Origin of the sequence: Staphylococcus sp. EG-SA-10, from assembly GCF_017151945.1 — a bacterium.
Classification (GTDB): Bacteria; Bacillota; Bacilli; order Staphylococcales; family Staphylococcaceae; genus Staphylococcus; species Staphylococcus aureus.
This window is the reverse complement of sequence record NZ_JACVZJ010000001.1, coordinates 239,188-263,357: the sequence shown is the minus strand read 5'-3', so window position 1 is coordinate 263,357 and position 24,170 is coordinate 239,188. Positions and strand designations below refer to the sequence as shown.

Genomic DNA, 24,170 nt, shown 5'->3' with positions numbered 1-24,170 from the left:
AAATTGACAGGTTTATTTCATAAATTATATGAAGTAAGCCTGTTTTTTTATATTAAATCAAATTTCCCAAGAAATAATTACATACTCAATGACACTATGAAGGCGTTCTAATTAGTGTTAAAATGACGTTGATACATAGATTTAATACTTAGGAAAAGGAGCACATTAACTTTGAAAAAAATAAAAAAGGCAATCATTCCCGCTGCTGGTTTAGGGACTAGATTTTTACCAGCAACTAAAGCGATGCCAAAGGAAATGCTTCCTATCTTAGATAAACCCACAATACAATATATCGTTGAAGAAGCTGCAAGAGCTGGAATTGAAGATATTATTATAGTAACAGGTCGCCATAAACGCGCGATTGAAGATCATTTTGATAGTCAAAAAGAATTAGAAATGGTGTTAAAAGAAAAAGGTAAATCTGAATTACTAGAAAAAGTTCAGTATTCAACGGAACTTGCGAATATTTTTTATGTAAGGCAGAAAGAACAAAAAGGTTTAGGGCATGCGATTAGTTCTGCGCGTCAATTTATCGGCAATGAACCATTTGCGGTATTATTAGGTGACGATATTGTTGAATCTGAAGTGCCAGCAGTGAAACAGTTGATTGACGTTTATGAAGAAACGGGGCACTCAGTTATAGGTGTTCAAGAAGTTCCGGAAGCAGATACTCATCGTTATGGAATTATTGATCCATTAACTAAAAATGGACGTCAGTATGAAGTGAAAAAGTTTGTTGAAAAGCCAGCACAAGGTACGGCACCATCAAACCTAGCTATTATGGGACGTTATGTACTAACACCTGAAATTTTCGATTATTTAAAAACGCAAAAAGAAGGCGCAGGTAACGAAATTCAGTTAACAGATGCGATTGAGCGTATGAATAACGATAACCAAGTGTATGCATATGACTTCGAAGGCGAACGTTATGACGTTGGAGAAAAATTAGGCTTCGTTAAAACTACCATAGAATATGCATTGAAAGATGACAGTATGCGAGAAGAATTAACACGATTTATTAAAGAATTAGGTTTGTGACATTAAAAAGCATAAATTTTTCTATATTAATGCAACTTTGTATTCGTACAAGGTTGTATTTTTTTCGCAAACAATGCTTATTGGCAGTAAACCATTAAATCTAACCAACACACTATCGCAACCATTTATGGGTATTTTGTAATTTTATAAAAGCAAACGTAGAATAATGCGATAAGTAATAATGCTATCGTTAAAAATAAGAATGACAATGCAATAAAATCATATTCAAAGCATAGAATTGCAGACATTAAAAATACTGCACTCAAACTGATACATAACGCAAATATATATGCAATTTGGTTCTTGTGTTTATCTGCAATGGTCGTTTGATTTATATAAGAAATTAGTGTGAAATCTTTAGTTATTGCGACATAAATGCCTAATATAACCATACTGATACAGAACACGATAGAAACTACGATGTTGACGGTCATTGTTGCACCTTCCCGATAGAATATAATGTACTGTCTTTTAGTAATGGATGCGTTTCTTATATATGTATGTTTCTAAAAAACAGTACGTTTTTATCATTTTTTAATTTATTAGTTGAATGAATGGGGTTATGAAAAAGGAAGTTTTAATCTTTTGTCATGAAATAAATGGGATGAATATCACGACTAGAAGTAATGTTACGAACAGGAGCGTATAAATCTAGAGACGCTAAATTCGACATAGTATGTTGCTCAATTATGGCTGATGATGAATTTAAAGTATGTGCGTTGGAACTGTCGGATTTTTGTTCATAATGTTTTGCATATTGTGCCATGATGAATAGTGTAAAAATAAATAAAACAATAAGAGATATAATGCCCATAATCAAAAGTATTTGTTTAGAGCCTTTCATTATTTCACATCCTTTCTAAAATATATTTGTAACTAAATTTAAAATAGTTATTTTTGTAATTCTAAACCTTTTTCATCGCGAAAACAATTAAATAGGTCGCGGTATTAATTATTATATTATTACCGCTTAATATGAAAAATACATGAAAATTAATTTTCTAATATACTTTTGAAAAATTATTACAAATTAGCCCCTTCAAAACGCGAAAACATAAGGATTCTAGTTTCAAAAGGGCTGATAAGTATAAAATGAAATGTAATATTTCGATGTATAAAATTTTTAATTAGCTAAAAATCATCGCATTAATTTTTTGAGCTACATCATCAAAATTCGGACATTTTAACGACACATATAATTTAATTTTAGGTTCAGTACCAGAAGGACGTAAAGCGATAAATCCTTCGTCAAATAAGACACGAATAACATTTGATTTAGGAGAATTAATCTGCGACGTTGTATCTTTGTCCAACTGATAAACCTCGCTAGTTAAATAATCTTCAATTGCTTTCACTTTCAGTCCTTGAATCTCTTGCGGTGGATTTGAACGGAAATGTGTCATAATTGATTCAATTTTTTTCTTACCTTCTAATCCTTCTAGCGTATGCGAGAATAATGTATCCTCATGTCTACCAACAGTTTGATAAATCTGTTCTAATTCATCTTTCAATGTTTTGCCATATAATTTTAACTCAGAAGCGTATTTTATAATAAGTGGCACAATTTGTACGGCATCTTTATCACGTACAAAAGGCTCTGATAAAAAACCGTAACTCTCTTCAAAGGCGAAAATCATATTTTGATGATCGTCCAGTTGTCTTATTTCCTGAGCAATAAATTTAAAGCCAGTCAGCACCTCTTTGTATTCAACATTATTATAGCGTGCTAATGACTTTGTTAACTCACTACTTACAATAGATTGAATCATTAAGCGGTGACGTAATTGAGACGTTTGTTGAATACGATAATTAAGTAACAGCGCACCAATTTGGTTGCCATTAAAATACGTGATATGACCATGTGCATCACGTTCAGCAATACCAAGTCGATCCGCATCAGGGTCAGTTGATATTAATAAGTCTGCATGACTTTTATTTGCAAGTTCGACTGCTTGATCAAAAGCGCGATGATCTTCAGGATTAGCACTTTGAACTGAGCTGAAATTCGGATCAGGTTTACATTGTGCTTCTACAAGATTAAATTGATTGAAATTCAAAGATTTTAATAACTTAGGTACAATCGGAACACTTGTACCATGCAAACTAGTGAACACAACTTGTAAATCAGATTTAGGAATATAGCCAATCATATTTTGAATGTGTTTCATATAGTCATCAGTTACAGATTTCGGAAATGGCTTGATATAAGATGTATTTTGTTTTGAAATAGGTATATCAATCTGTAATGGATCGCCAACTTCTTCGATATAACGACTTGCAAGCTCAGATGCATCAGTCGATAGTTGCGCGCCATCAGAACCATATACTTTAATGCCATTATAGTCTTTCGGATTATGACTTGCTGTAATCATAATGCCAGCAGTAGTATTAAGATTGCGCACCGCGAACGATAATTCCGGTGTCGTTTTATATGTATCAGGTAAATAAACTGTTATTTGATGGTTTGCTAATACATTAGCAATAATTTGGGCGAATTCAGTTGAAAGATGTCTAATATCATAATGAATGACTATTGTTGGACTGTTTGTTTGGGCATTTAAATAACGCGCTAAACCTAATGCTAATTTTTCAATAGTAAACTTATTAAGTCGACCTTCACCAAGACCGAATTTTCCGCGTATACCCGCAGTACCGAACGTTAATTTACTTTCAAAACCTTCTCGCTGTTCAATGTCAGATTGCTGCTCATAAAAATGTTTAACTAAACTATCATTAGCTCTTTCTATCCATAATTCTTTATCCATTGTTGCTAAACATCCTTTCAAAATCTCAGTTAGACTTAATAAAACATGAAAACTAAAGCCCTTACATTTATGTAATGAATTATAAAGAAATACGCCCCAAAAGTAAAAAAACACAGCCCCAAGACAATACTTTTCACAAGTATTATATAATAGATGTGTATGAAAATGCATGGAGTAGATGTAAGAGTGATATTCAAAATGTGTAAAAAATATGGATAATTCTATATAATTATATTATTGAAATTTTAAATAGCGGAAATAATTATTTAATGTTAAGAGGGGATAATTTTGGAAAGTTATTTGACAAAACAAGCCGTACATAATCGCGCAAAAGAAGCAGTTGGTAAAAGCATATTAGAATTAAATGGTGGTGAATCGATTAAACAAAGTAAGAGCTCAGTTGGTGATGCGTTTGAAAATTGGTTTGGTAAGAAAAAAGACAGTGATAGTAAACCAGATATGGCAGAAGCTGGGGTGGAACTTAAGGCAACGCCATTTAAAAAGTTGAAAAACGGAAAGTATAGCTCCAAAGAAAGATTAGTATTAAATATTATAAACTATGAGAAAGTGGCAAATGAAAATTTTGAAACTAGTAGTTTTTTATCTAAGAATAATACTATAGAATTAGCTTTCTATGAATATATCAAGGGAACACCTAGTGATAATTGGGTTATTAAAGAAGCGGTGCTTTATGAAATGCATAAAAACCCGATTGATTATGAAATAATTAAACAAGATTGGGAAATAATAAATCAATATATTAATGAAGGAAAGGCACATGAATTGAGTGAAGGTTTGACAAGTTATTTAGCGCCATGTACAAAGGGTGCGAATGCTAGCTCTTTAAGAGTACAGCCTTATTCAGACATAAAAGCAAAGCAAAGAGCATTTTCTTTGAAGTCTGGGTATATGACATCTATTTTACGCAAATATGTTCTAGGTGATGAAAAAATAGATTCGATAGTCAAAGATCCATTTGAAATAAAAGAAAAATCAATAGAGGACATAGTCTTTGAAAAATTTCAGCCATATATAAATTGGTCAATCGATAAATTATGCGAACATTTTTCTATCAATAAAGGTGAGAAAGGTTTAAATTATAGAATAGCATCAGCCATTTTAAATCTAAAAGGTAAAACTAGTAAAAGTAAACCTTTCCCGGAAGTTGAAGAGTTTGAAAAATCATCTATAGTAGTCAAAACAGTTCATTTTAATAAAAAGAATGTGAATAAAGAAAGTATGTCATTTGGAGCTTTTAAATTTGAAGAACTAGCTAATGAGGAGTGGGAAGATAGTGAAGGATATCCTAGTGCACAATGGCGAAACTTTTTGTTAGAAACAAGGTTTTTATTTTTTGTTGTTAAAGAAAATGAAGATGGTGTAGACATATTCAAAGGAATAAAATTTTTTAGTATGCCTGAAGAAGACATAAACGGACCTGTCAAAAGAATGTGGGATGATACGGTGAAGAAATTAAATGAGGGTGTCACATTAGAAGCTGTACCGGACAAAAGTACAAAGGATGGTTGGCGAATTAAAAATAATTTTGTAGATAAAAGTGATGATTTAATATGCCACGTTAGACCACACACTAATAACAGAGACTATCGAGGGGGAAGTAATGCAGATAAGCTTCCTAAAAAGATTAACTGGATTAATAGACCTGACTCAGATGATTATTCGGATGAGTGGATGACTAAGCAAAGTTTTTGGATAAATAATGACTACATTAAAATGCAAGTTGAAGATTTATTGTAGTTAAAGTATGTTAAAATATAAGATATTTCTTTCAAAATATCGAACGATCGTTCGCTTTTATGTTATAATAAGGTTGAATTAATTATAGGAGGTCGCCTAATGAATAAAATTAAAGTAGTAGAATTGTTTGCGGGTGTAGGCGGGTTTCGTTTAGGTTTAGAAAATACGAAAAATGGTATATTTGACATAACTTGGGCAAATCAATGGGAGCCCTCACGAAAAATCCAACATGCATTTGATTGTTATAGTAAAAGATTTCAGAACGGCATCCATAGCAATAAGGATATTGCTGAGGTATCCGATGAAGAAATGGCAAATACTGAAGCTGATATGATTGTAGGAGGATTTCCTTGTCAAGATTATTCAGTTGCAAGGAGTTTAAATGGAGAATTAGGAATACAAGGGAAAAAGGGCGTTCTATTTTGGCAAATTATTAGATATATTCAAAATACATTTCCCAAATACTTGTTGCTTGAAAATGTCGATAGATTATTGAAATCTCCTTCAAGTCAGAGAGGGAGAGACTTTGCTGTCATGTTATCAACTTTAAATGAGTTAGGCTATAATGTTGAATGGCGTGTGATTAATGCTGCTGATTATGGTAATGCTCAAAGACGTAGAAGGGTATTTATATTTGGATATAAGCAAGATTTAAACTATAGTAAAGCTATGGAAGAAAGTCCGTTGGATAAAATAATATATCATAATGGTTTGTTTGCCGAAGCTTTTCCGATTGAAGATTATGCGAATAAAAATAGAGTTAATAGCACTCACATTTCTCATGATATAGTTGATATTTCAGATAATTTTAGTTTTCAATTTCATAATAGTGGAATCATGAAAAATGGAGAAATTTTAACTATTGACACAATACCAAAATATGAAAAATCAGTGACCTTAGGAGAAATCATCGAAAGTAATGTAGATGATAGTTTTTCATTAAATCAAGATCAAATTGATAAATTTAAATATTTAAGAGGACCAAAAAAGATTAAACGAACTACTAAAGATGGTCATGAATATTATTTTTCAGAGGGTGGTATGTCTGAAACAGATTCATTAGAGTTACCTGCAAGAACAATGCTTACAAGCGAATCGTCTATTAATAGAAGTACTCATTTTTTAAACGTAGGTGGTGTTTATAGAACTTTGACACCTATTGAAGCAGAAAGATTGAATGGTTTTCCAGATGATTGGACAGTAGGTATGCCAATTAAGATGAGATACTTTTGTATGGGCAATGCTCTTGTTGTGCCATTGATTACTAGAATTGGTAATCAAATTGAAAAAATTGATAGTATGACAAATGATGAATTCAGTCAACTACGTTTATTTTAAATAAATCAAATGTAGAGTGCGTTTGATTTAACAAGTTTATATACTAAAGATTCATAGATTATTGTATATTGACCAGTATTTATCAGCGTATTATTTTAATATATACAATTTTATAAAATTGAGGTAGCGTCATGTGATTTCATTTTATTATTAGGTTTTTGAGCCTCGATAATGATTTGAGATTCGCATGGCGTTTTTATTTTAATATGATTTAATAGGTTAAAATTTATCGACTATGCTATATAATTTGAACTTAACTTTGAGTCAAAAATAAAATGGGGATGTGAAATGATGATTCACTCAAGAAAGTTGAGAATTTGGCTGTATATAGTATTATTAGCTGTTTTTATAGGGGCTTGCGGAATGAAAAAGGAAGAAAGCAGTAAGGATAAACAAATTAAAGAAAACTTCAACAAAACGTTGAGCTTGTATCCAACTAAAAATCTTGAAGACTTTTATGATAAAGAAGGATTTCGAGATCAAGAGTTTGAAAAGGGCGACAAAGGCACTTGGATAATTCACTCTAAAATGACAATAGAAACAAATGGAAAGGATATGGAATCCAGAGGCTTGGTCCTGTATGTAGACCGTAATACCAGAACGACAAAAGGTGAATTTATTGTGAGAGAATTATGGGAAGATAAAAAAGGATACTCACGTAGTAAAGAAAAAGAATATCCAGTAAAAATGGAACATAATCGAATTATCCCAACTAAACCGATAGCTGATGATAAATTAAGAAAAGAAATTGAAAACTTCAAGTTTTTTGTACAATACGGTGACTTTAAAGATATTAATGATTATAAAGATGGTGACATATCATATAATCCCAATGTACCTAGTTATTCGGCCGAGTATCAATTGAGTAACAATGACTACAATGTTAAGCAACTTAGAAAGAGGTATGATATACCAACTAAGAAAGCACCTAAATTATTAATAAAAGGCGATGGTGATTTAAAAGGATCATCTATAGGACACAAAAATTTAGAATTTTCTTTTGTAACAAGTAAAGAAGAAAACATCTATTTTACGGATAGTATTAATTTCAAACCTACTGAATAGGGTTAATAGAAGTTTGAAATGAAAATTTCATACAGTACTAGGTAAAAAATTATAACGATAACTCTTAAAATTAATAATAAATCACAGAAACTTTATCTTTTGATTTAATTGTTTTATAATTCTGATAAGAAGATTTAAAATACAAAATAATTACAATTAAATTCATTTGTTCAAAACAATTTTTCGTTTTAGTTGTAAATATTAAAAACTGAGTCACTATTAAAAATATAAGGTGGAGAAATGATGATTCATTCAAAAAAATTAACGCTCGGTATATGTTTGGTATTACTCATTATATTGATTGGAGGTTATGTCATTATGACAAAAACAAATGGTCGAAACGCCCAAATTAAAGACACATTTAATCAAACATTAAAATTATATCCAACCAAAAATCTCGATGATTTTTACGATAAAGAAGGCTTTCGAGATCAAGAATTTGATAAAAGAGATAAAGGGACTTGGATTATTAATTCTGGAATGAACATCCAATTAAAAGGAGGAGCCTTAAAATCCAGAGAGATGGTACTTTACATCAATCGTAACACTAGAACAACGAAAGGATATTTTATAGTAGGTGAGATAACTAAAGATAAAAAAGGATATACACATGATAAAGATAAAAAATACCCTGTCAAGATGGAACATAATCAAATTATCCCAACAAAACCTATAAAAGACGAGAAGTTAAAAAAAGAAATTGAAAACTTCAAGTTTTTTGTACAATATGGTAACTTTAAAGATTTTAAAGATTATAAAAATGGGGATATTTCATACAATCCAAACGTACCAAGTTATTCGGCACAATATCAATTAAGTAATGATGATTATAATGTCCAACAATTAAGAAAAAGATATGATATACCAACGAAACAAGCACCAGAACTATTGTTGAAAGGTGATGGCGATTTAAAAGGTTCATCCATAGGCTCTAAAGACTTAGAATTTAACTTTGTAAGAAATAAAGAGGAAAACGTCTATTTTTCAGATTCTGTTCTATTCACTCCAAGTGAGGATGATAAATTATGAGCCTACCAGAATATAAAATAAAATCTGACAATATCAAAGGTAACTCTGAAGAAACAAGTGCAGTATCTAAAATCAGTTATGAGATAGAAAACGCAAATAATAATGGATTGAATGACGAAAGCATTAAAAGGCAAATAAAAAAAGCGCAAAATAATAATCGATTTCCTGAAAACTTGTCTTATGTAAGAAGCTATACAGACCCAAAAACAGGTACGACTACAAGCGCCTTTTTAAATAAAGACACTGGCAAAGTTACTTTAGGTATGACAGGTACTAATGTACACAAAGACGCAATATTAAAACAAACATTTGGTGTTCCTTCTTATCAAGGATATATAGATGCGAGTGAAACGCTAAAGGATATTGGGGCCGATGTTAATATTGGCCTTCATTCCGTCACAGATAAAGATCCACATTATAAAAATACCCAAGACTTTATCAAAAATATCAAAAAAGACTATGATATTGATATTATTACCGGACATTCGCTGGGCGGTAGAGATGCGATGATTTTAGGTATGAGTAATGATATTAAACATATCGTTGTGTATAATCCAGCTCCATTAGCGATCAAAGATGTGAGCGGCCTTTATGCCGATCAAGAAGAACTTAAAAAATTGATTGAAAAGTACGATGGTCACATTGTAAGATTTGTGTCTGATGAAGACGAATTAGATGCAGGTGTCCGCAATCATTTATATGAAACTGCTGGAGAAAAAATAGTACTTAAAAATGGAGAAGGCCATGCAATGAGTGGTATTTTAATGAGCAGAACACAGGCTATAATCTTAGCTGAATTAAACAAAGTTAAAGGCTACCAAGACGAAAATAATAAAGCATTAAAATCCGTTCGTAAACAAACGAGGCATAGATTACATAAAGTAGAGACGTTAAGAGCGAATTGGATTCAAATAACAGGTGGACCCCTCTCTTCCTCCCAACAACAATTATTAGAAGCTTTAACAGCACTAACCATTGCCGAAGGATTAAATCAATTAGTGAATGAAGAAAGCCAACATTTGAAAAAAATGTATCATGTGATGGCGCATAAATTTGGAGACAACTGGAAAAAAGCGCAAAAAGTTGGAAATGAAATTGGTGAAAAATTGACCTCTGCAGAGGTTATAGATGAATTAAGAAAAGGTGGCGCGTATGAAAGTAAACTTGAAACAGATCCTAAAAGAAAAATTGATGATAAGATAAAGAAATTAAATGATGTTTATAAAAATTGTAATGGCTATATCGCAAAAATTAAACAGAGTATCGAAGCAATTGTTTCTAATGACCAAATGTTAGCGAGCCAGATTGATGGGATGATGTAATGTTTACTACGTATAAAAATATTAATGAACTTGAAAATGCCTATGATGAAGAAAGAAAACAATTGAATGATGCATTCAATCAAATTGATGAATTAAGACATCAAACACGCAAGAAATGTGAACAAATGTATGATCATTTCTTATATCTCAAACATAAAATGAATTATAGTGAAGACGCTATGATCAGGATGACACGTATTATAGAATCTTTCGATAGAGAAACGAATGAACGTATCCGACATCACGAAATGAAATTAGAAGATTATAAAGATGAGTTAAGAAGAGAATATCTAAAACAATCTGACAGAATTGAAGGAGATGAATAAGCGTGGGACTTGATTTTAGTGGTTTACCAGATTTAGCAGTATTGGAACAAATGAAGGAAAAAGAACAGATTAGTGAGGTTATTGCGCCTGAACATGTTCGTATGCATCATGATCATCAAAATAAGCTGAAAAGTGATGAGAAAATATTACTTGACCAAATGGTAAGTCATTTCAAAAAATTTGAAGATGATTTTAAAAATGCGGCACAAGGGGCTTGGGTGAAAAATGCCACAGACGAATTAAAAGATATTAGTAATGATTTAGAAAAAATTCAAGATATTAAAGTGTAAAAAGGTATTAAGAAACACAATAACTATATAATCCATTTAATAATAAATGAATTATATAGTTCGTAATTTCGACTATAAGTGGCTATTAGCCATTATTTTTCGGGATCTATGTCAAATCGGACTAATGAATTCAATAATGGAAGTTAAGCAACCAATCTTTGTTTAACTTCTTTTTTATTTTTTGGAAAATAAAGTTTTGAACATAATAAAATTTGATTATGTTTTAACGAATTTTGATGTTTCTTGAACTATATATCATCTAGTCGTCATTTACAATTGGTAAATATGACTTCAAACTGTATGAAGGTGATGGCGATTAAAAGGCTCATCCGTAGGTTCTAAAGAACTAGAATTTAACTTTATAAGAAATAAAGAAGAAAATGTGTATTTTTCTGATAGTATTAATTTCAAACCTACTGAATAGAGTTAATAGAAGTTTGAAATGAAAATTTCATAAAGTGTAAAAAAATTTTCTCTTTAGATGTATAAATTAAAGATCGAGTCAGTATTTAAAATATAAGGTGGAGAAATGATGATTCATTCAAAGAAATTAACGCTCGGTATATGTTTGGTATTACTCATTATATTGATTGTAGGTTATGTCATTATGACAAAAACAAATGGTCGAAACGCTCAAATTAAAGAAGCATTTAATAAAACATTAAATGTATATCCAACCAAGAATCTCGATGATTTTTACGATAAGGAAGGCTTTCGTGACGAAGAGTTTGAAAAAGGAGATAAAGGTACTTGGATCATTTATTCTGAAATGGTTATCGAGCCAAAAGGGAAAAGTATGGAAACGAGAGGAATGGTGCTTTATATCAATCGCAATACTAGGACAACAAAAGGTAATTTTATTGTCAATGAAATTACAGATGATAACGATGGTAGACCCATTGATAATAAAAAGAAATACCCTGTAAAAATGGAACATAATAAAATCATACCAACGAAGCCACTACCGAATGACAAGTTAAAAAAAGAGATTGAAAACTTTAAGTTTTTTGTACAATATGGCAACTTTACAGATATTAATGATTATAAAGATGGTGATATTTCATATAATCCTAATGTACCAAGTTATTCGGCAAAATATCAATTGAATAATGATGATTATAATGTCCAACAATTAAGAAAAAGATATGATATACCAACGAAACAAGCGCCTAAACTATTATTGAAAGGCGATGGAGATTTAAAAGGTTCATCCGTAGGTTCTAGAAGTCTTGAATTTACCTTTGTCGAAAATAAAGAAGAAAATATCTTTTTTACAGATTCAGTTGAATTTACTCCTAGCGAGGTTGATAAATCATGAGTCAAACTGAATATAAAATAAAACCTGATAATATAACAAGTAACTCTGAAGAAACAAGTTCGATATCTAAAGTGAGCTGTGAAATATAGGTAGTCATTTCAAAAAATTTAAAGGTGAATTTGATAATGTAGCTCAAGGGGATTGGGTTAAAAAGGCGAAGAATGAACTGGATGATATTAGTAAGAAATTAAAAAACATTCAAAGAACTGAAATTTAATATCTTATATGATTCCTGAAGCTAAGACAGCATGCGTTCATTCATGCCATTATTAATATAATCACCACAACAAAAAAGCTTCTAATGTGATATTGGAACCTCAAATTCCGTATCATGTTAGAAGCTTTTAATGTCTAAAGAACACCTACATTTTATCATATTTTCTGACTTATTAAACTTTTATATAATTAACTATTTCTTAATTTTCCAAAATAGTGATAAATTTGTGAAATGCATCACAAACCCCTTTATTTATTTGGAAATTCATGTAATATTAGTCTTGTAAGAAGTTAATAAATAGAGAGAGACGAGAGAGTTTATATAAATAATATATAAACATTGGAGTGATGATTATGAGAAAAGAGATTGAAGCGCTTATTTTCTCAGACGTAAGTAGCTATGATATTTACGTGAACACTGGTGTAAATCAAGGATTAATTGGTGACATCAAAGATGGTTACTTAACTATTGATTCTATGCCTTACATTGATGCTGAGCGTTTGTATCACTTTGCTATGGAACGTAAATCGTTAGTCACTAACTAGTTCTTATTGCCAATGATTACTACCCCTAGTCGGCGGCAATTGAAGTGTGATTGATGTAACTTGCCCTCGTTGGTGAGCAATTGAGGGCAGACCCCTTTAATTAAGTAAACCCTAACTCCCCACAAATCTGGAACGATACTAAAAGCCACGTCCAATATTGGATGTGGCTTTAGTCATGTCTACATTGAATTTTAGTATGATTACCTACAAGATTATATATAAAACTGTATCATGTCCTCGATATATAAACGAAATGATATTAGAATCCTTCATTTTCAACTTGTTTGAAATTACGTTTAATGCCATTGTAAGAATACACAACATTATACAGTTTTACTTGGGCATCATGTGCACTTGAGAAGGGCATTCTTACATCATCTAATTTTTTGACTTCGTGTCGAAATGCTTTCTCGGCTTTTTGTCTTTCTGCAAGCGACATACTTAGCCATTCTTCTTTGCTAAATAAATCCTCGAATCTAAAATCAAATGCAGTTCTTTTACTTTCTGCTCTCAGTGCTAACACACGCTCATGATATGTCACAATAACTCCCCCTTTTCTAACAGCCTTGCCATTGTTTACTAATACTTATAACTTTAGTACTAACTTTCGACTTTTACAATAAAGAAGTGACAATTTTTCAACATTTTTAAAAATAAAAAATATGAACAACGATCATTTGTATATTTCGAATAACTTAAAAATGTACTTTATCAGTGTAAATAAATCGAGTTAGTATAACCAGAATATGAATTGTGATACGCTTTTTAAAAGTATAAATAGTAATATGTACTTATGATTTACCCTGAAAAAATAAAAAAGAATCAAAGGAGTCGATCATTATGACAGTATTAACAGATAAAGTAGCAGTAGTTACAGGTGCAGGCAGTGGTATTGGAGAAGCAATTGCAACATTACTACATGAAGAAGGTGTGAAAGTCATCTTAGCCGGTAGAAATAAAGATAAACTACAAAATGTGGCGAATCAATTAGCTCAAGATAGTGTGAAGGTAGTGCCAACAGATGTAACGAAAAAAGAAGAAGTCGATGAATTGATAAAAATTGCACAACAAACATTCGGTGGTTTGGATATTGTTATCAATAGTGCGGGGCAAATGTTGTCGTCTAAGATTACTGATTATCAAGTAGATGAATGGGATAGTATGATTGATGTGAATATCAAAGGCACTTTATACACGGCACAGGCTGCATTACCAACTATGTTAGAACAATCAAGTGGCCATCTTATTAACATTGCATCTATTTCTGGCTTTGAAGTAACGAAAAGCAGTACGATTTATAGTGCGACGAAAGCAGCAGTTCACACTATTACTCAAGGATTAGAAAAAGAGTTGGCAAAGACAGGTGTTAAAGTAACAAGCATATCTCCAGGAATGGTAGATACAGCAATAACTGCCGCATACAATCCAACAGATCGTAAAAAACTTGAACCACAAGATATTGCAGAAGCAGTATTATATGCATTAACACAACCAAAGCACGTTAACGTGAATGAAATTACAGTGCGTCCTGTATAAAAAGGTATTTGAGGTGTGGGAGATAGGCATTAATGTAATAGCTATCGGTTTTGTTAATATTAGTAAGGCAATAATGATATAAAAGCATGATAGGCAATTATTCCTTGCACAATTCTCAGTAACTGGTGATTTTAACAATCGAGTGAGTGAAGGCGACGATATTAGTGTTATGATTTATAATCTATAATGTTCATAATTACAGAACTATAAAAACTTTTTCATTTTCCACCACATTTTAGGAGTTGCTTTAATGACCAAAAAACATGTATTTATAATTATTGGTGTTATTTTATGTATATGTATAGTTGCTACAGTCATTTATTTAAAAGTGAAATATGACGAAAAAGAAAAACAAAAAGCACTTTACTACAAAGAACAACAGGAGCGTATTACACTCTATCTCAAGCATAATACCAAAGAACCCAATACCATCAAAACTGTGCATTTCACAAGTTTAAAGACAGGACCTATGGGCGATGCAGTAATTGAAGGTTACATCAATGAAAACAAAAAAGCTGATTTTGTTGCATATGGGTCACCTGAAGAAAACTATCAATTCACTGGAGGATTGACAGGAAGTAATGAAGTCTTAGGAAAATTAAAGAACGCTGAAAATTTAAAATCTCCTGAAAAAATTAAAGAAGAAATAAACAAAAAGAAAAACACTAAACAGTGATTTTCACGTAATATTTAGCTTGATTTGTACATGTTTAATATCGATTACTATCGAAGATATTTATGTTAGTGGGGTGTCGAATTTTATAGAAGCGGAATATCATATCGTTCAATTCTCAGCAATAGTTAATTCTAATATTCACGTTGTTGGATACGACGATAGTGGTACTATGATTTATAAACTATAACATTAATTATTACAGAACTATAAAAATTTTTCATTTTCCACCTTACATTAGGAGCTGGTGATACATGTCGAAAAAGAAAATTTTAATATTAACTAGTATTATGTTAATCATATTAATCAGTGTTGCAGGTATCCATTTAAAAATGAAATATGACGAAAAAGAAAAGCAAAAAGCAATTTATTATAAAGAACAACAAGAGCGTATTACACTTTATCTCAAGCATAACACTAAAGAACCGAATACGATCAAATCTGTACACTTCACAAATTTGGAAACAAGTCCTATGGGAAGTGCAGTGATTGAAGGATACATAAACGAAAACAAAAAAGATGATTTTGTTGCTTATGCATCGCCTGAAAATAACTTTCAATTTGTAGGGGATATAGTACTAAGCAAAAATTTATCGGAAATAATTAAAATAAAAACAAAATCACCTGACGAAATCAAAGAAGAATTAGATAAAAAAGAAGGCCACTAGGGTCTTCTTTATTTTTGATTGATTTAATCTTCCAATAATCTATGTCATTGCTATCGAAGGTGTTTCGCAATTAATATAAATCACTTCATCATCACCAATACTTCCCCAGTTTTTACAGTACATCAACACAAGCGAACCCCATTAATATAAATGAAATAATAGTTTGGCCATTATAAAAACATTATATACCGAATAACAATGGCGATGACGTGATTTATTGACATTATCAAATTTTCTCAAATGTGTGTGATTTTTTATAAAAAAGGGTAGAGCAAGGTATAATATCCTTTCAATCTGTTTTCATATTTTATATATTTTTTAAATATAAGCGCTAAATGTTTTAACTAAAGCATAGATTGACAAGATGTTATACAGAATTTCAAATTCTATCCAATATTGTTCGAAGTGTAGTATCACTGGATTGGTATTAAACAATGTAAAGAAGGAGAGATTGCAAATGCCGTATAATTACAAGAAACAAAATGGAGAGTTAATGTCTGTAATGAGCCAAGGTGAAAAGTTTATTCATCAATCACCCGTTAATGATGAACTTAGTGCATTGATTAAGTTATTAATTTCAAAAATCAACGGTTGTCATTATTGTGTTGATATCCATAAAAAAGAATTAAAGGAATTGGGTGTAACACAAATGAAAATTGATGAAGTCTTGAGTTTTAGACATTTAGATTTATTTACTGATCAAGAAAAAGTGACGCTTGAATTTGCAGAAATGTTAAATTCAATCAAAGACTTTAAGAAGTTTGAAATTATTGACCGGCTAAAATCATTTTATGATGAAGAGCAAATTATTGATCTTGTCTTTGTTGTAAACCAAATTAACGGTTGGAACAGACTAAATATTATTAGTGATAAACTATAATTGTTCATATAAATACAGAGTTTCATCTCGAACGCTATATCATAACAAATCATGCCACTATACAGGTCAAATCTTGTATAGTGGCATTTTAAATTATCCCCTTGAATACTGTTATTTAACGAATATCGGACCACCTGGTCCAACAGGGATACCTAATAAGAACCAAATAATGACAAATACTGTCCACATAATACTTAGCGCGATTGAATACGGCATTAAACTAGAAAGTAAGGCTCCGAGTTTCATGCGTTTATCGTATTTTTGTGCATAAGTTAATAATAAAGGTAAGTACGGCATCATCGGTGTAATTGGATTGGTAATTGAATCTCCTACACGGTAAATGACTTGTGTAAATGCGGGATGAAAGCCGATAAGGATTAACATTGGTACGAATATCGGTCCTAAAATACCCCATTTAGCCGATGCGCTTCCGATTAACATGTTGACCATTGCACTCAGTACAATAATACCTAGTATCAATACAATACCGTTTTGATGTTCTAATAATTTGGCACCTTTAACAGCAGCGATAATTCCTAAATTACTCCACTTTAAATATGCAAGTAGCTGTGCTGCAAAAAACACAATAACGATAAATGTTCCCATTGATCCTACAGCATCGCCAAACATTTTACCTAAGTCTTTTGTATTTTTAATTTCTTTGCTTAAAATCCCATAAACTAATCCAGGTACTAAAAATACGACAAGAATAATTAATCCGACACCGTTAATTAATGGCGCATCGTCTAGTAAGCTGCCTGTTTTAGCATTTCTTAAAAAGCTATGTTCAGGAATGGCTGTAATAATTAATAAAATAATTGTGACTATGAAACTGATATTTGCCCATTTTAAAGCATGTGCTTCTTTGTCAGTAATATGTGAAGACGTTTCTTCATGATCATCATGCATTAAACGATTATCATATTGACCTAACCTAGGAATAATCAGTTTAGTTGTAACTAGCAATATCGTAGGAAGTAATACAACGACACTCGCTGCGATAAAGTACCAGTTCATAGCAACGTTTGTTTTAATAGAATCTGAAACGATACGTGTTGATGGTTCTGTAAATGAATAGACCAAAGCATCTTGCATACCAACAACTATATTTGCGGCAAAGCCACCTACAGCGGAAGCATATGCCATTGTTAGTCCAGCGATAGGGTGATAGCCAATTTTAATAAAAAGCATCGCTGCGAGCGGCGGCAAGATAATTGTAGCAGCATCGCCGGCTGTACTACCTAAAATACCAATTAGTATAATAGTCGGTAAAATTAAGAAACGTGGTGCGCGATTCACAACAGAAATCATTAACTTGTCGAAGTATCCTGTTTTCTCTGCAACACCTATACCAATCATCACTGCTAGTACTAAGCCTAATGCTGGGAACTCTGAGAAATTTTTAATCGTATCATTCATTATCATCGTAAATCCATCATGGCTAATTATATTTTTAATATAAATGGTTTGATGCGTACCTGGATGCTTAACAGATACATTAAATAATGAGATAACCCACGTCATAATGGCTAAGCCCACACACATTAAAAAGAATAAGACGCTAGGATCTGGCAATTTATTTCCAATTTTTTCAACACTATTCAAGAAACGATTGACGATAGACCCCTTTTGTTGATGTTTTGATGTCATCAATTATTCCCCCCTTTGTTAAATATTTAAAGTGTAACAAAAAACACTCTCAAAAGTAACAATTTTCAGAAAATGGAAATCTAATATTGTTAAATATTTTGAGTTATTCAATAGAAATTCTATAGCAGAGAGTAGCTAAGACTGCCTGGAGACTTAGCTATTAGGTTTATGAAGCATTGAACAGTGGAAAATAAGGACTGTAAGTTTAAGATATGTTGTATAGGAGTGACTGAATGAAACGTTTGGAAAATAAAGTTGCAGTCGTAACAGGAGCAAGTACAGGTATCGGACAAGCTTCTGCAATCGCTTTAGCTCAAGAAGGTGCGTATGTATTGGCGGTAGACATAGCTGAAGCGGTATCGGAGACTGTCGATAAAATTAAAAGTAATGGTGACAAAGCAAAGGCTTATATTGTGGATATTGCAAGCGAACAACAAATTGACAATTTTGCATCAGAAATTAGAGAACAGTTTGAGCATGTTGATGTGTTATTTAATAATGCCGGTGTGGATAATGCGGCTGGTAGAATTCATGAGTATCCAACAGATGTATATGACAAGATTATGAATGTAGATATGCGTGGAACATTTTTGATGACGAAAATGATGTTACCTTTAATGATGACTAAAGGTGGCTCTATTGTTAACACATCTTCATTTTCAGGACAGGCAGCAGATTTGTATCGCTCAGGATATAATGCTGCGAAAGGGGCAGTGATTAATTTTACTAAATCCATTGCAATCGAATATGGTAGAGATGGCATTCGAGCTAATGCAATTGCACCAGGTACGATTGAAACCCCGTTAGTAGATAATCTGACAGGTACTTGTGAAGATAAGGAAGGCAAAGCATTCAGAGAAAATCAGAAATGGATGACACCGCTGGGGCGTTTAGGTAAACCAGAAGAAGTAGGCAAGCTCGTTGTCTTTTTAGCATCTGATGAGAGTTCATTTATTACTGGTGAAACAATTCGCATTGATGGCGGTGTTATGGCTTACACATGGCCTGGCGAGATGTTGAGTGATGATTCGTGGAAGCGGACATTGGAATAATTGTTTAAAAATCGATATCCAGTGGAAAATAATTTGGCATGAAGTAGGCAATGTATGCATATTGTCGCAATGACAGACATATGAAATAGGGGGATTTAACATGAATATTAGACATATAAGAAATGCCACGGCCGTGATTGAGTATGGAGGTAAACGCATTTTGATTGATCCAATGTTAAGTGACAAAGGCGCATTTGAACCATTTCCAAATTCACCGAGACAAGATGAAAACAATCCACTTGTAGAACTACCATTAGCAATTGAAGATATCATTAACAACATCGATTTAGTAATTTTAACACATTTGCATATTGATCATTTTGATCCGAAAGCGATTGAAGTATTGCCAAAAGATATTAAAATTTATACACAAAACGAAGCAGACGCTAGTGAAGTGGAGGGTTATGACTTTACAAACGTTTCGGTATTTAATGATGTGACACACATTGGAGAAATTGAGTTGATTAAAACAGATGCTCAACATGGTCATGGTGAAATCTTGAAAATGACAGGACATGTTCACGGTTTAGTGCTGAAACATTCTGAAGAGCCAACGTTATATTTAGCTGCTGATACGGTTTGGTTCGACGGTGTTGAGAAGACTTTAAAAGCGCATCATCCAGATGTCGTAGTACTTAATGGTGGTGCAAATCAATTCTTTGAAGGCGGGCCGTTAGTGATGGATGAACATGATGTATTGAAAGTCGCTCATACATTGCCGCTTGCTCAAATAGTTGTTGTGCATATGGAAGCGGTCAATCATTGGCATTTATCTCGTGAAGAGCTGAATGAATTTATAAATTCTAACGACTTAGGTAATAGAGTTGTTGTACCAAATGACGGGGAATTATTAACCTTTGAAAAATAAATGTTTGTTTATTTGATGAAGTGTATCGCTTAAAGCTAGTTTTAACGTATTTTACGTTGAAGCTGGCTTTTTTGTTTGATAAAAATTTTCAAAAAGACTTGAATGTGCTGAGAATACGAAGTTTATGGAGGGATTCACAAAATATAAATGGGCTTTCATTTACAACCTTTATTGACAATGATTCTCAACTAATATAGTATATAATCAAATCGTAATAGTTACGATTTGTTTTCTGCAACTTTTTTGAAGTTTTAGTTGAGGTGAAAACAGTAAAAGCATCTAAGTGAATGTAGTTAACGGACAACTGCATTCGCTTGTAGAGCCACAAGAAGCAACTTTAAATAAGGTTTACGGTTGCATGTTGATGCAACAACCGATTACTAAGTCATGCTTTCCACTTTGCGGATTAGCATGACTTACCTAATAGATGGGAAACTATTAGGTTCATCTTCTAAAAAATTACAGGTATAGAGGAATACAGTTGCTTGCTTCGCAACAACTGCATAAGAGCCTCTAGTAATTAAAATTACAGGTATAGAGGAATACAGTTGTTCGCTTCGCAACAACTGCATAAGAGCCTGAGACATAAATCAATGTTCTATGCTCTACAAAGTTATAATGGCAGTAGTTGACTGAACGAAAATGCGCTTGTAACAAGCTTTTTTCAATTCTAGTCAACCTTGCCGGGGTGGGACGACGAAATAAATTTTACGAAAATATCATTTCTGTCCCACTCCCTAAAAATACATCTAAAGGAGTGTCGTATGAATCGGCAGGTTATAGAATTTTCTAAGTATAATCCTTCGGGGAATATGACGATACTTGTTCATTCAAAACATGATGCTAGTGAATATGCATCTATCGCCAATCAGTTGATGGCCGCAACACATGTATGTTGTGAACAGGTAGGCTTTATAGAATCAACACAAAATGATGATGGCAATGATTTTCACTTAGTTATGAGCGGTAATGAATTTTGCGGTAATGCGACGATGTCATATATACATCATTTGCAGGAAAGTCATTTGCTTAAAGACCAACAGTTTAAGGTGAAGGTATCTGGCTGTTCGGATTTAGTGCAATGTGCAATTCATGATTGCCAATACTATGAAGTTCAAATGCCACAAGCCCATCGTGTTGTGGAAACAACAATTAATATGGGTAATCATTCATGGAAAGCAATAGAAATTATTTATGAAACATATGTACATTATGTGATTCCAGTTAAACAAGTAACAACTGAAATTCAACATTTGGTTGAAACATATGTGCGTGAGCAACAATGGAATCACAAATATAAAACAGTAGGTATGATGCTTTTTGATGAACAACGTCAATTTTTACAGCCATTAATCTATATACCAGAAATACAAAGTTTAATTTGGGAAAATAGCTGTGGTTCTGGTACAGCATCAATTGGGGTTTTTAATAATTATCAACGTAATGACGCATGCAAAGATTTTACAGTACATCAGCCAGGGGGCAGTATTTTAGTGACATCAAAGCGATGTCATCAATTGGGATATCAAACTTCAATTAAAGGACAGGTTACAACTGTAGCTACAGGAAAAGCATATATAGAATAAGGAGCCTACAATGAATAACTTTAATAATGAAATCAAATTGATATTACAACAATATTTAGAAAAGTTTGAAGCGCATTACGAGCGTGTATTACAAGACGATCAATATATCGAAGCATTAGAAACATTGATGGATGACTATAGTGAATTTATTTTAAATCCTATTTATGAACAACAATTTAATGCTTGGCGTGACGTTGAAGAAAAAGCACAATTAATAAAATCACTGCAATATATTACAGCGCAGTGTGTTAAACAAGTGGAAGTCATTAGAGCTAGACGTCTATTAGACGGACAGGCGTCTACCACAGGTTACTTTGACAATATAGAGCATTGTATTGATGAAGAGTTTGGACAATGCAGTATAGCTAGCAATGACAAATTATTGTTAGTTGGTTCAGGTGCATATCCAATGACGTTAATTCAAGTAGCAAAAGAAACAGGTGCTTCAGTTATCGGTATTGATATTGATCCACTAGCCGTTGACCTAGGACGCAGAATCGTTAACGTCTTAGCACCAAATGAAGATATAACAATTACGGATCAAAAGGTATCTGAACTTAAAGATATCAAAGATGTGACGCATATCATATTCAGCTCGACAATTCCTTTAAAGTATAGCATTTTAGAAGAATTATATGATTTAACAAATGAAAATGTCGTAGTTGCAATGCGCTTTGGTGATGGCATCAAAGCAATATTTAATTATCCGTCACAAGAAACAGCGGAAGATAAGTGGCAATGTGTGAATAAACATATGAGACCACAGCAAATTTTTGATATAGCACTTTATAAAAAAGCAGCTATAAAGGTAGGTATTACGGATGTCTAAATTATTAATGATAGGCACTGGTCCGGTCGCAATCCAATTAGCGAATATTTGCTATTTAAAATCAGATTATGAGATTGATATGGTTGGACGTGCCTCAACATCAGAAAAATCAAAACGCTTATATCAAGCGTATAAAAAAGAGAAACAATTTGAAGTCAAAATACAAAACGAGGCGCATCAACATCTGGAAGGTAAGTTTGAAATTAATCGTTTGTATAAAGATGTTAAAAACGTTAAGGGTGAATACGAAACGGTTGTCATGGCATGCACAGCAGATGCTTATTATGACACACTACAGCAATTGTCGTTAGAAACTTTGCAAAGTGTCAAACATGTCATTTTAATTTCACCGACATTTGGATCGCAAATGATTGTGGAACAATTTATGTCTAAGTTCAGTCAGGATATCGAAGTGATTTCATTTTCAACTTATCTTGGCGATACACGTATTGTTGATAAAGAAGCACCTAATCATGTGTTGACAACAGGTGTAAAAAAGAAATTGTACATGGGATCGACACATTCAAACTCAACAATGTGTCAACGAATCTCTGCTTTAGCTGAGCAGTTGAAGATTCAATTAGAAGTCGTTGAATCGCCACTGCATGCTGAAACACGTAACAGTTCGCTTTATGTGCACCCACCACTATTTATGAATGACTTTTCATTGAAAGCCATTTTCGAAGGAACGGATGTACCGGTTTATGTGTATAAGTTATTTCCTGAAGGACCGATAACGATGACACTAATCCGTGAAATGCGTTTAATGTGGAAGGAAATGATGGCTATTTTACAAGCATTTAGAGTGCCGTCAGTCAACCTGCTTCAATTTATGGTGAAGGAAAATTATCCAGTACGTCCTGAAACTTTGGATGAAGGTGATATTGAGCATTTCGAAATCTTGCCAGATATCTTACAAGAATATCTGCTTTATGTAAGATATACCGCAATCCTCATTGATCCATTTTCACAGCCAGACGAAAACGGACATTACTTTGATTTTTCAGCTGTACCATTTAAGCAAGTCTATAAAAATGAACAGGATGTTGTTCAAATTCCAAGAATGCCAAGTGAGGATTATTACAGAACAGCGATGATTCAGCATATTGGGAAAATGCTAGGTATCAAAACGCCAATGATTGATCAGTTCCTAACTCGCTATGAAGCAAGTTGTCAGGCGTACAAGGCTATGCATCAAGATCAACAACTATCTTCTCAATTTAATACAAATTTATTTGAAGGAGATAAGGCACTCGTCACAAAATTTTTGGAAATCAATAGAACGCTTTCATAATAAGGGGTTGAAGTTTTATAATAGAAAAAAATTATTGAATTATGTTTGACATTTACATAAAAATAAGCAAATAATTGAGAAAAATAATCATTACGATTTGATTAAGTAATGCAACTTATCAAT

The 24,170-nt window shown here is 32.4% G+C and carries 24 protein-coding genes and 2 pseudogenes; 20 read left to right on the top strand and 6 right to left on the bottom strand.

Annotated elements, in window-relative coordinates; translation table 11 throughout:
* The first annotated feature begins 171 nt into the window (after positions 1-171).
* Positions 172-1,038: a UTP--glucose-1-phosphate uridylyltransferase GalU gene (galU, locus tag IDG45_RS01390; protein ID WP_000721337.1), complete on the top strand. Its 867-nt coding sequence runs from the start codon at positions 172-174 to the stop codon at positions 1,036-1,038.
* A gap of 125 nt (positions 1,039-1,163) precedes the next feature.
* Here galU and IDG45_RS01385 read toward each other — a convergent pair whose 3' ends face one another.
* From IDG45_RS01385 to IDG45_RS01375, 3 genes are all read right to left on the bottom strand, one after another.
* Complete coding sequence (locus tag IDG45_RS01385; protein ID WP_000217724.1) at positions 1,164-1,472, bottom strand: hypothetical protein; 309 nt, start codon at positions 1,470-1,472, stop codon at positions 1,164-1,166.
* Between the two features lie 143 nt (positions 1,473-1,615).
* The gene (gene scrA / locus IDG45_RS01380; RefSeq protein WP_000678764.1) at positions 1,616-1,882 is read right to left on the bottom strand and encodes a SaeRS system activator ScrA; all 267 of its coding nucleotides are present in this window, start codon (positions 1,880-1,882) and stop codon (positions 1,616-1,618) included.
* A gap of 283 nt (positions 1,883-2,165) precedes the next feature.
* Complete coding sequence (locus IDG45_RS01375; protein ID WP_072357699.1) at positions 2,166-3,974, bottom strand: phospho-sugar mutase; 1,809 nt, start codon at positions 3,972-3,974, stop codon at positions 2,166-2,168.
* A 117-nt stretch (positions 3,975-4,091) separates the two neighbouring features.
* On the opposite strand from IDG45_RS01375, the gene IDG45_RS01370 reads away from it, so the two are divergent.
* From IDG45_RS01370 to IDG45_RS01320, 10 genes and pseudogenes are all read left to right on the top strand, one after another.
* Positions 4,092-5,561, top strand: coding sequence for a Sau3AI family type II restriction endonuclease (locus tag IDG45_RS01370; RefSeq protein WP_031927568.1), 1,470 nt, complete (start codon positions 4,092-4,094; stop codon positions 5,559-5,561).
* Positions 5,562-5,660: 99 nt separating this feature from the next.
* Entirely contained in the window at positions 5,661-6,899 is a 1,239-nt protein-coding gene (gene dcm / locus IDG45_RS01365; protein ID WP_001033637.1) for a DNA (cytosine-5-)-methyltransferase, read from the top strand.
* A gap of 288 nt (positions 6,900-7,187) precedes the next feature.
* Complete coding sequence (locus IDG45_RS01360; protein WP_025174489.1) at positions 7,188-7,964, top strand: tandem-type lipoprotein; 777 nt, start codon at positions 7,188-7,190, stop codon at positions 7,962-7,964.
* Between the two features lie 243 nt (positions 7,965-8,207).
* Positions 8,208-8,993, top strand: a complete 786-nt coding sequence (locus IDG45_RS01355; protein WP_000581883.1) for a tandem-type lipoprotein — start codon at positions 8,208-8,210, stop codon at positions 8,991-8,993.
* Entirely contained in the window at positions 8,990-10,315 is a 1,326-nt protein-coding gene (locus IDG45_RS01350; RefSeq protein ID WP_000056386.1) for a hypothetical protein, read from the top strand. Before IDG45_RS01355 ends, IDG45_RS01350 begins: the two co-directional genes overlap by 4 nt.
* The gene (locus IDG45_RS01345; RefSeq protein ID WP_000495497.1) at positions 10,315-10,641 is read left to right on the top strand and encodes a hypothetical protein; all 327 of its coding nucleotides are present in this window, start codon (positions 10,315-10,317) and stop codon (positions 10,639-10,641) included. The genes IDG45_RS01350 and IDG45_RS01345 overlap by 1 nt, the downstream gene beginning before the upstream one ends.
* 2 nt (positions 10,642-10,643) lie before the next feature.
* Complete coding sequence (locus IDG45_RS01340) at positions 10,644-10,931, top strand: hypothetical protein (protein WP_000521958.1); 288 nt, start codon at positions 10,644-10,646, stop codon at positions 10,929-10,931.
* Positions 10,932-11,247: 316 nt separating this feature from the next.
* Positions 11,248-11,355 (top strand): annotated as a pseudogene (locus IDG45_RS01335) (Csa1 family protein); the annotation flags it as partial.
* A gap of 108 nt (positions 11,356-11,463) precedes the next feature.
* Positions 11,464-12,249, top strand: a complete 786-nt coding sequence (locus tag IDG45_RS01330) for a tandem-type lipoprotein (RefSeq protein WP_000581896.1) — start codon at positions 11,464-11,466, stop codon at positions 12,247-12,249.
* Between the two features lie 570 nt (positions 12,250-12,819).
* Positions 12,820-13,011 (top strand): hypothetical protein, encoded by a 192-nt coding sequence (locus tag IDG45_RS01320; protein WP_001224379.1) that lies wholly within the window; start codon positions 12,820-12,822, stop codon positions 13,009-13,011.
* Between the two features lie 138 nt (positions 13,012-13,149).
* Here the strand turns inward: IDG45_RS01320 and IDG45_RS14140 are convergent.
* Both IDG45_RS14140 and IDG45_RS01315 read right to left on the bottom strand, forming a co-directional pair.
* A pseudogene (locus tag IDG45_RS14140) lies at positions 13,150-13,335 on the bottom strand (hypothetical protein).
* Positions 13,271-13,552, bottom strand: coding sequence for a single-stranded DNA-binding protein (locus IDG45_RS01315; RefSeq protein ID WP_000220934.1), 282 nt, complete (start codon positions 13,550-13,552; stop codon positions 13,271-13,273). Before IDG45_RS01315 ends, IDG45_RS14140 begins: the two are co-directional and overlap by 65 nt.
* A 299-nt stretch (positions 13,553-13,851) precedes the next feature.
* On the opposite strand from IDG45_RS01315, the gene IDG45_RS01310 reads away from it, so the two are divergent.
* The 4 genes from IDG45_RS01310 to IDG45_RS01295 all read left to right on the top strand — a co-directional run bounded on the left by IDG45_RS01310 (position 13,852) and on the right by IDG45_RS01295 (position 16,768).
* Entirely contained in the window at positions 13,852-14,547 is a 696-nt protein-coding gene (locus IDG45_RS01310; RefSeq protein ID WP_000217469.1) for an SDR family oxidoreductase, read from the top strand.
* A gap of 250 nt (positions 14,548-14,797) precedes the next feature.
* The gene (locus tag IDG45_RS01305) at positions 14,798-15,223 is read left to right on the top strand and encodes a DUF1433 domain-containing protein (RefSeq protein ID WP_000162200.1); all 426 of its coding nucleotides are present in this window, start codon (positions 14,798-14,800) and stop codon (positions 15,221-15,223) included.
* 251 nt (positions 15,224-15,474) lie between these two features.
* Positions 15,475-15,888 (top strand): DUF1433 domain-containing protein, encoded by a 414-nt coding sequence (locus IDG45_RS01300; protein WP_000038226.1) that lies wholly within the window; start codon positions 15,475-15,477, stop codon positions 15,886-15,888.
* Positions 15,889-16,345: 457 nt separating this feature from the next.
* Positions 16,346-16,768, top strand: a complete 423-nt coding sequence (locus IDG45_RS01295) for a carboxymuconolactone decarboxylase family protein (RefSeq protein WP_001146762.1) — start codon at positions 16,346-16,348, stop codon at positions 16,766-16,768.
* 111 nt (positions 16,769-16,879) lie between these two features.
* Here the strand turns inward: IDG45_RS01295 and IDG45_RS01290 are convergent, their stop codons facing one another.
* The gene (locus IDG45_RS01290) at positions 16,880-18,418 is read right to left on the bottom strand and encodes an AbgT family transporter (RefSeq protein ID WP_000202041.1); all 1,539 of its coding nucleotides are present in this window, start codon (positions 18,416-18,418) and stop codon (positions 16,880-16,882) included.
* A 233-nt stretch (positions 18,419-18,651) separates the two neighbouring features.
* Here IDG45_RS01290 and IDG45_RS01285 point away from each other — a divergent pair, with 233 nt between their 5' ends.
* The 5 genes from IDG45_RS01285 (at position 18,652) to cntM (ending at position 24,047) form a co-directional block, all read left to right on the top strand.
* Positions 18,652-19,470: an SDR family oxidoreductase gene (locus IDG45_RS01285; RefSeq protein ID WP_000824927.1), complete on the top strand. Its 819-nt coding sequence runs from the start codon at positions 18,652-18,654 to the stop codon at positions 19,468-19,470.
* A 100-nt stretch (positions 19,471-19,570) separates the two neighbouring features.
* Positions 19,571-20,338, top strand: coding sequence for an MBL fold metallo-hydrolase (locus IDG45_RS01280; protein ID WP_001026116.1), 768 nt, complete (start codon positions 19,571-19,573; stop codon positions 20,336-20,338).
* Positions 20,339-21,102: 764 nt separating this feature from the next.
* On the top strand, positions 21,103-21,924 hold the full coding sequence (cntK, locus tag IDG45_RS01275) for a histidine racemase CntK (RefSeq protein ID WP_001081678.1): 822 nt from the start codon (positions 21,103-21,105) through the stop codon (positions 21,922-21,924).
* A gap of 10 nt (positions 21,925-21,934) precedes the next feature.
* Positions 21,935-22,753, top strand: coding sequence for a D-histidine (S)-2-aminobutanoyltransferase CntL (gene cntL, locus IDG45_RS01270; protein ID WP_001058842.1), 819 nt, complete (start codon positions 21,935-21,937; stop codon positions 22,751-22,753).
* Positions 22,746-24,047, top strand: a complete 1,302-nt coding sequence (cntM, locus tag IDG45_RS01265) for a staphylopine dehydrogenase CntM (RefSeq protein ID WP_000040586.1) — start codon at positions 22,746-22,748, stop codon at positions 24,045-24,047. The genes cntL and cntM overlap by 8 nt, the downstream gene beginning before the upstream one ends.
* The last annotated feature ends 123 nt before the right edge of the window (positions 24,048-24,170 follow it).

Excerpts from the sequence above, each read along its gene's own strand:
- IDG45_RS01385 (WP_000217724.1), bottom strand. The coding sequence starts at position 1,472 with ATGACCGTCAACATCGTAGTTTCTATCGTGTTCTGTATCAGTATGGTT.
- scrA (WP_000678764.1), bottom strand. The coding sequence starts at position 1,882 with ATGAAAGGCTCTAAACAAATACTTTTGATTATGGGCATTATATCTCTT.
- IDG45_RS01375 (WP_072357699.1), bottom strand. The coding sequence starts at position 3,974 with ATGCATTTTCATACACATCTATTATATAATACTTGTGAAAAGTATTGT.
- dcm (WP_001033637.1), top strand. The coding sequence starts at position 5,661 with ATGAATAAAATTAAAGTAGTAGAATTGTTTGCGGGTGTAGGCGGGTTT.
- IDG45_RS01360 (WP_025174489.1), top strand. The coding sequence starts at position 7,188 with ATGATGATTCACTCAAGAAAGTTGAGAATTTGGCTGTATATAGTATTA.
- IDG45_RS01355 (WP_000581883.1), top strand. The coding sequence starts at position 8,208 with ATGATTCATTCAAAAAAATTAACGCTCGGTATATGTTTGGTATTACTC.
- IDG45_RS01350 (WP_000056386.1), top strand. The coding sequence starts at position 8,990 with ATGAGCCTACCAGAATATAAAATAAAATCTGACAATATCAAAGGTAAC.
- IDG45_RS01345 (WP_000495497.1), top strand. The coding sequence starts at position 10,315 with ATGTTTACTACGTATAAAAATATTAATGAACTTGAAAATGCCTATGAT.
- IDG45_RS01330 (WP_000581896.1), top strand. The coding sequence starts at position 11,464 with ATGATTCATTCAAAGAAATTAACGCTCGGTATATGTTTGGTATTACTC.
- IDG45_RS01320 (WP_001224379.1), top strand. The coding sequence starts at position 12,820 with ATGAGAAAAGAGATTGAAGCGCTTATTTTCTCAGACGTAAGTAGCTAT.
- IDG45_RS01310 (WP_000217469.1), top strand. The coding sequence starts at position 13,852 with ATGACAGTATTAACAGATAAAGTAGCAGTAGTTACAGGTGCAGGCAGT.
- IDG45_RS01305 (WP_000162200.1), top strand. The coding sequence starts at position 14,798 with ATGACCAAAAAACATGTATTTATAATTATTGGTGTTATTTTATGTATA.
- IDG45_RS01300 (WP_000038226.1), top strand. The coding sequence starts at position 15,475 with ATGTCGAAAAAGAAAATTTTAATATTAACTAGTATTATGTTAATCATA.
- IDG45_RS01295 (WP_001146762.1), top strand. The coding sequence starts at position 16,346 with ATGCCGTATAATTACAAGAAACAAAATGGAGAGTTAATGTCTGTAATG.
- IDG45_RS01290 (WP_000202041.1), bottom strand. The coding sequence starts at position 18,418 with ATGACATCAAAACATCAACAAAAGGGGTCTATCGTCAATCGTTTCTTG.
- IDG45_RS01285 (WP_000824927.1), top strand. The coding sequence starts at position 18,652 with ATGAAACGTTTGGAAAATAAAGTTGCAGTCGTAACAGGAGCAAGTACA.
- IDG45_RS01280 (WP_001026116.1), top strand. The coding sequence starts at position 19,571 with ATGAATATTAGACATATAAGAAATGCCACGGCCGTGATTGAGTATGGA.
- cntK (WP_001081678.1), top strand. The coding sequence starts at position 21,103 with ATGAATCGGCAGGTTATAGAATTTTCTAAGTATAATCCTTCGGGGAAT.
- cntL (WP_001058842.1), top strand. The coding sequence starts at position 21,935 with ATGAATAACTTTAATAATGAAATCAAATTGATATTACAACAATATTTA.
- cntM (WP_000040586.1), top strand. The coding sequence starts at position 22,746 with ATGTCTAAATTATTAATGATAGGCACTGGTCCGGTCGCAATCCAATTA.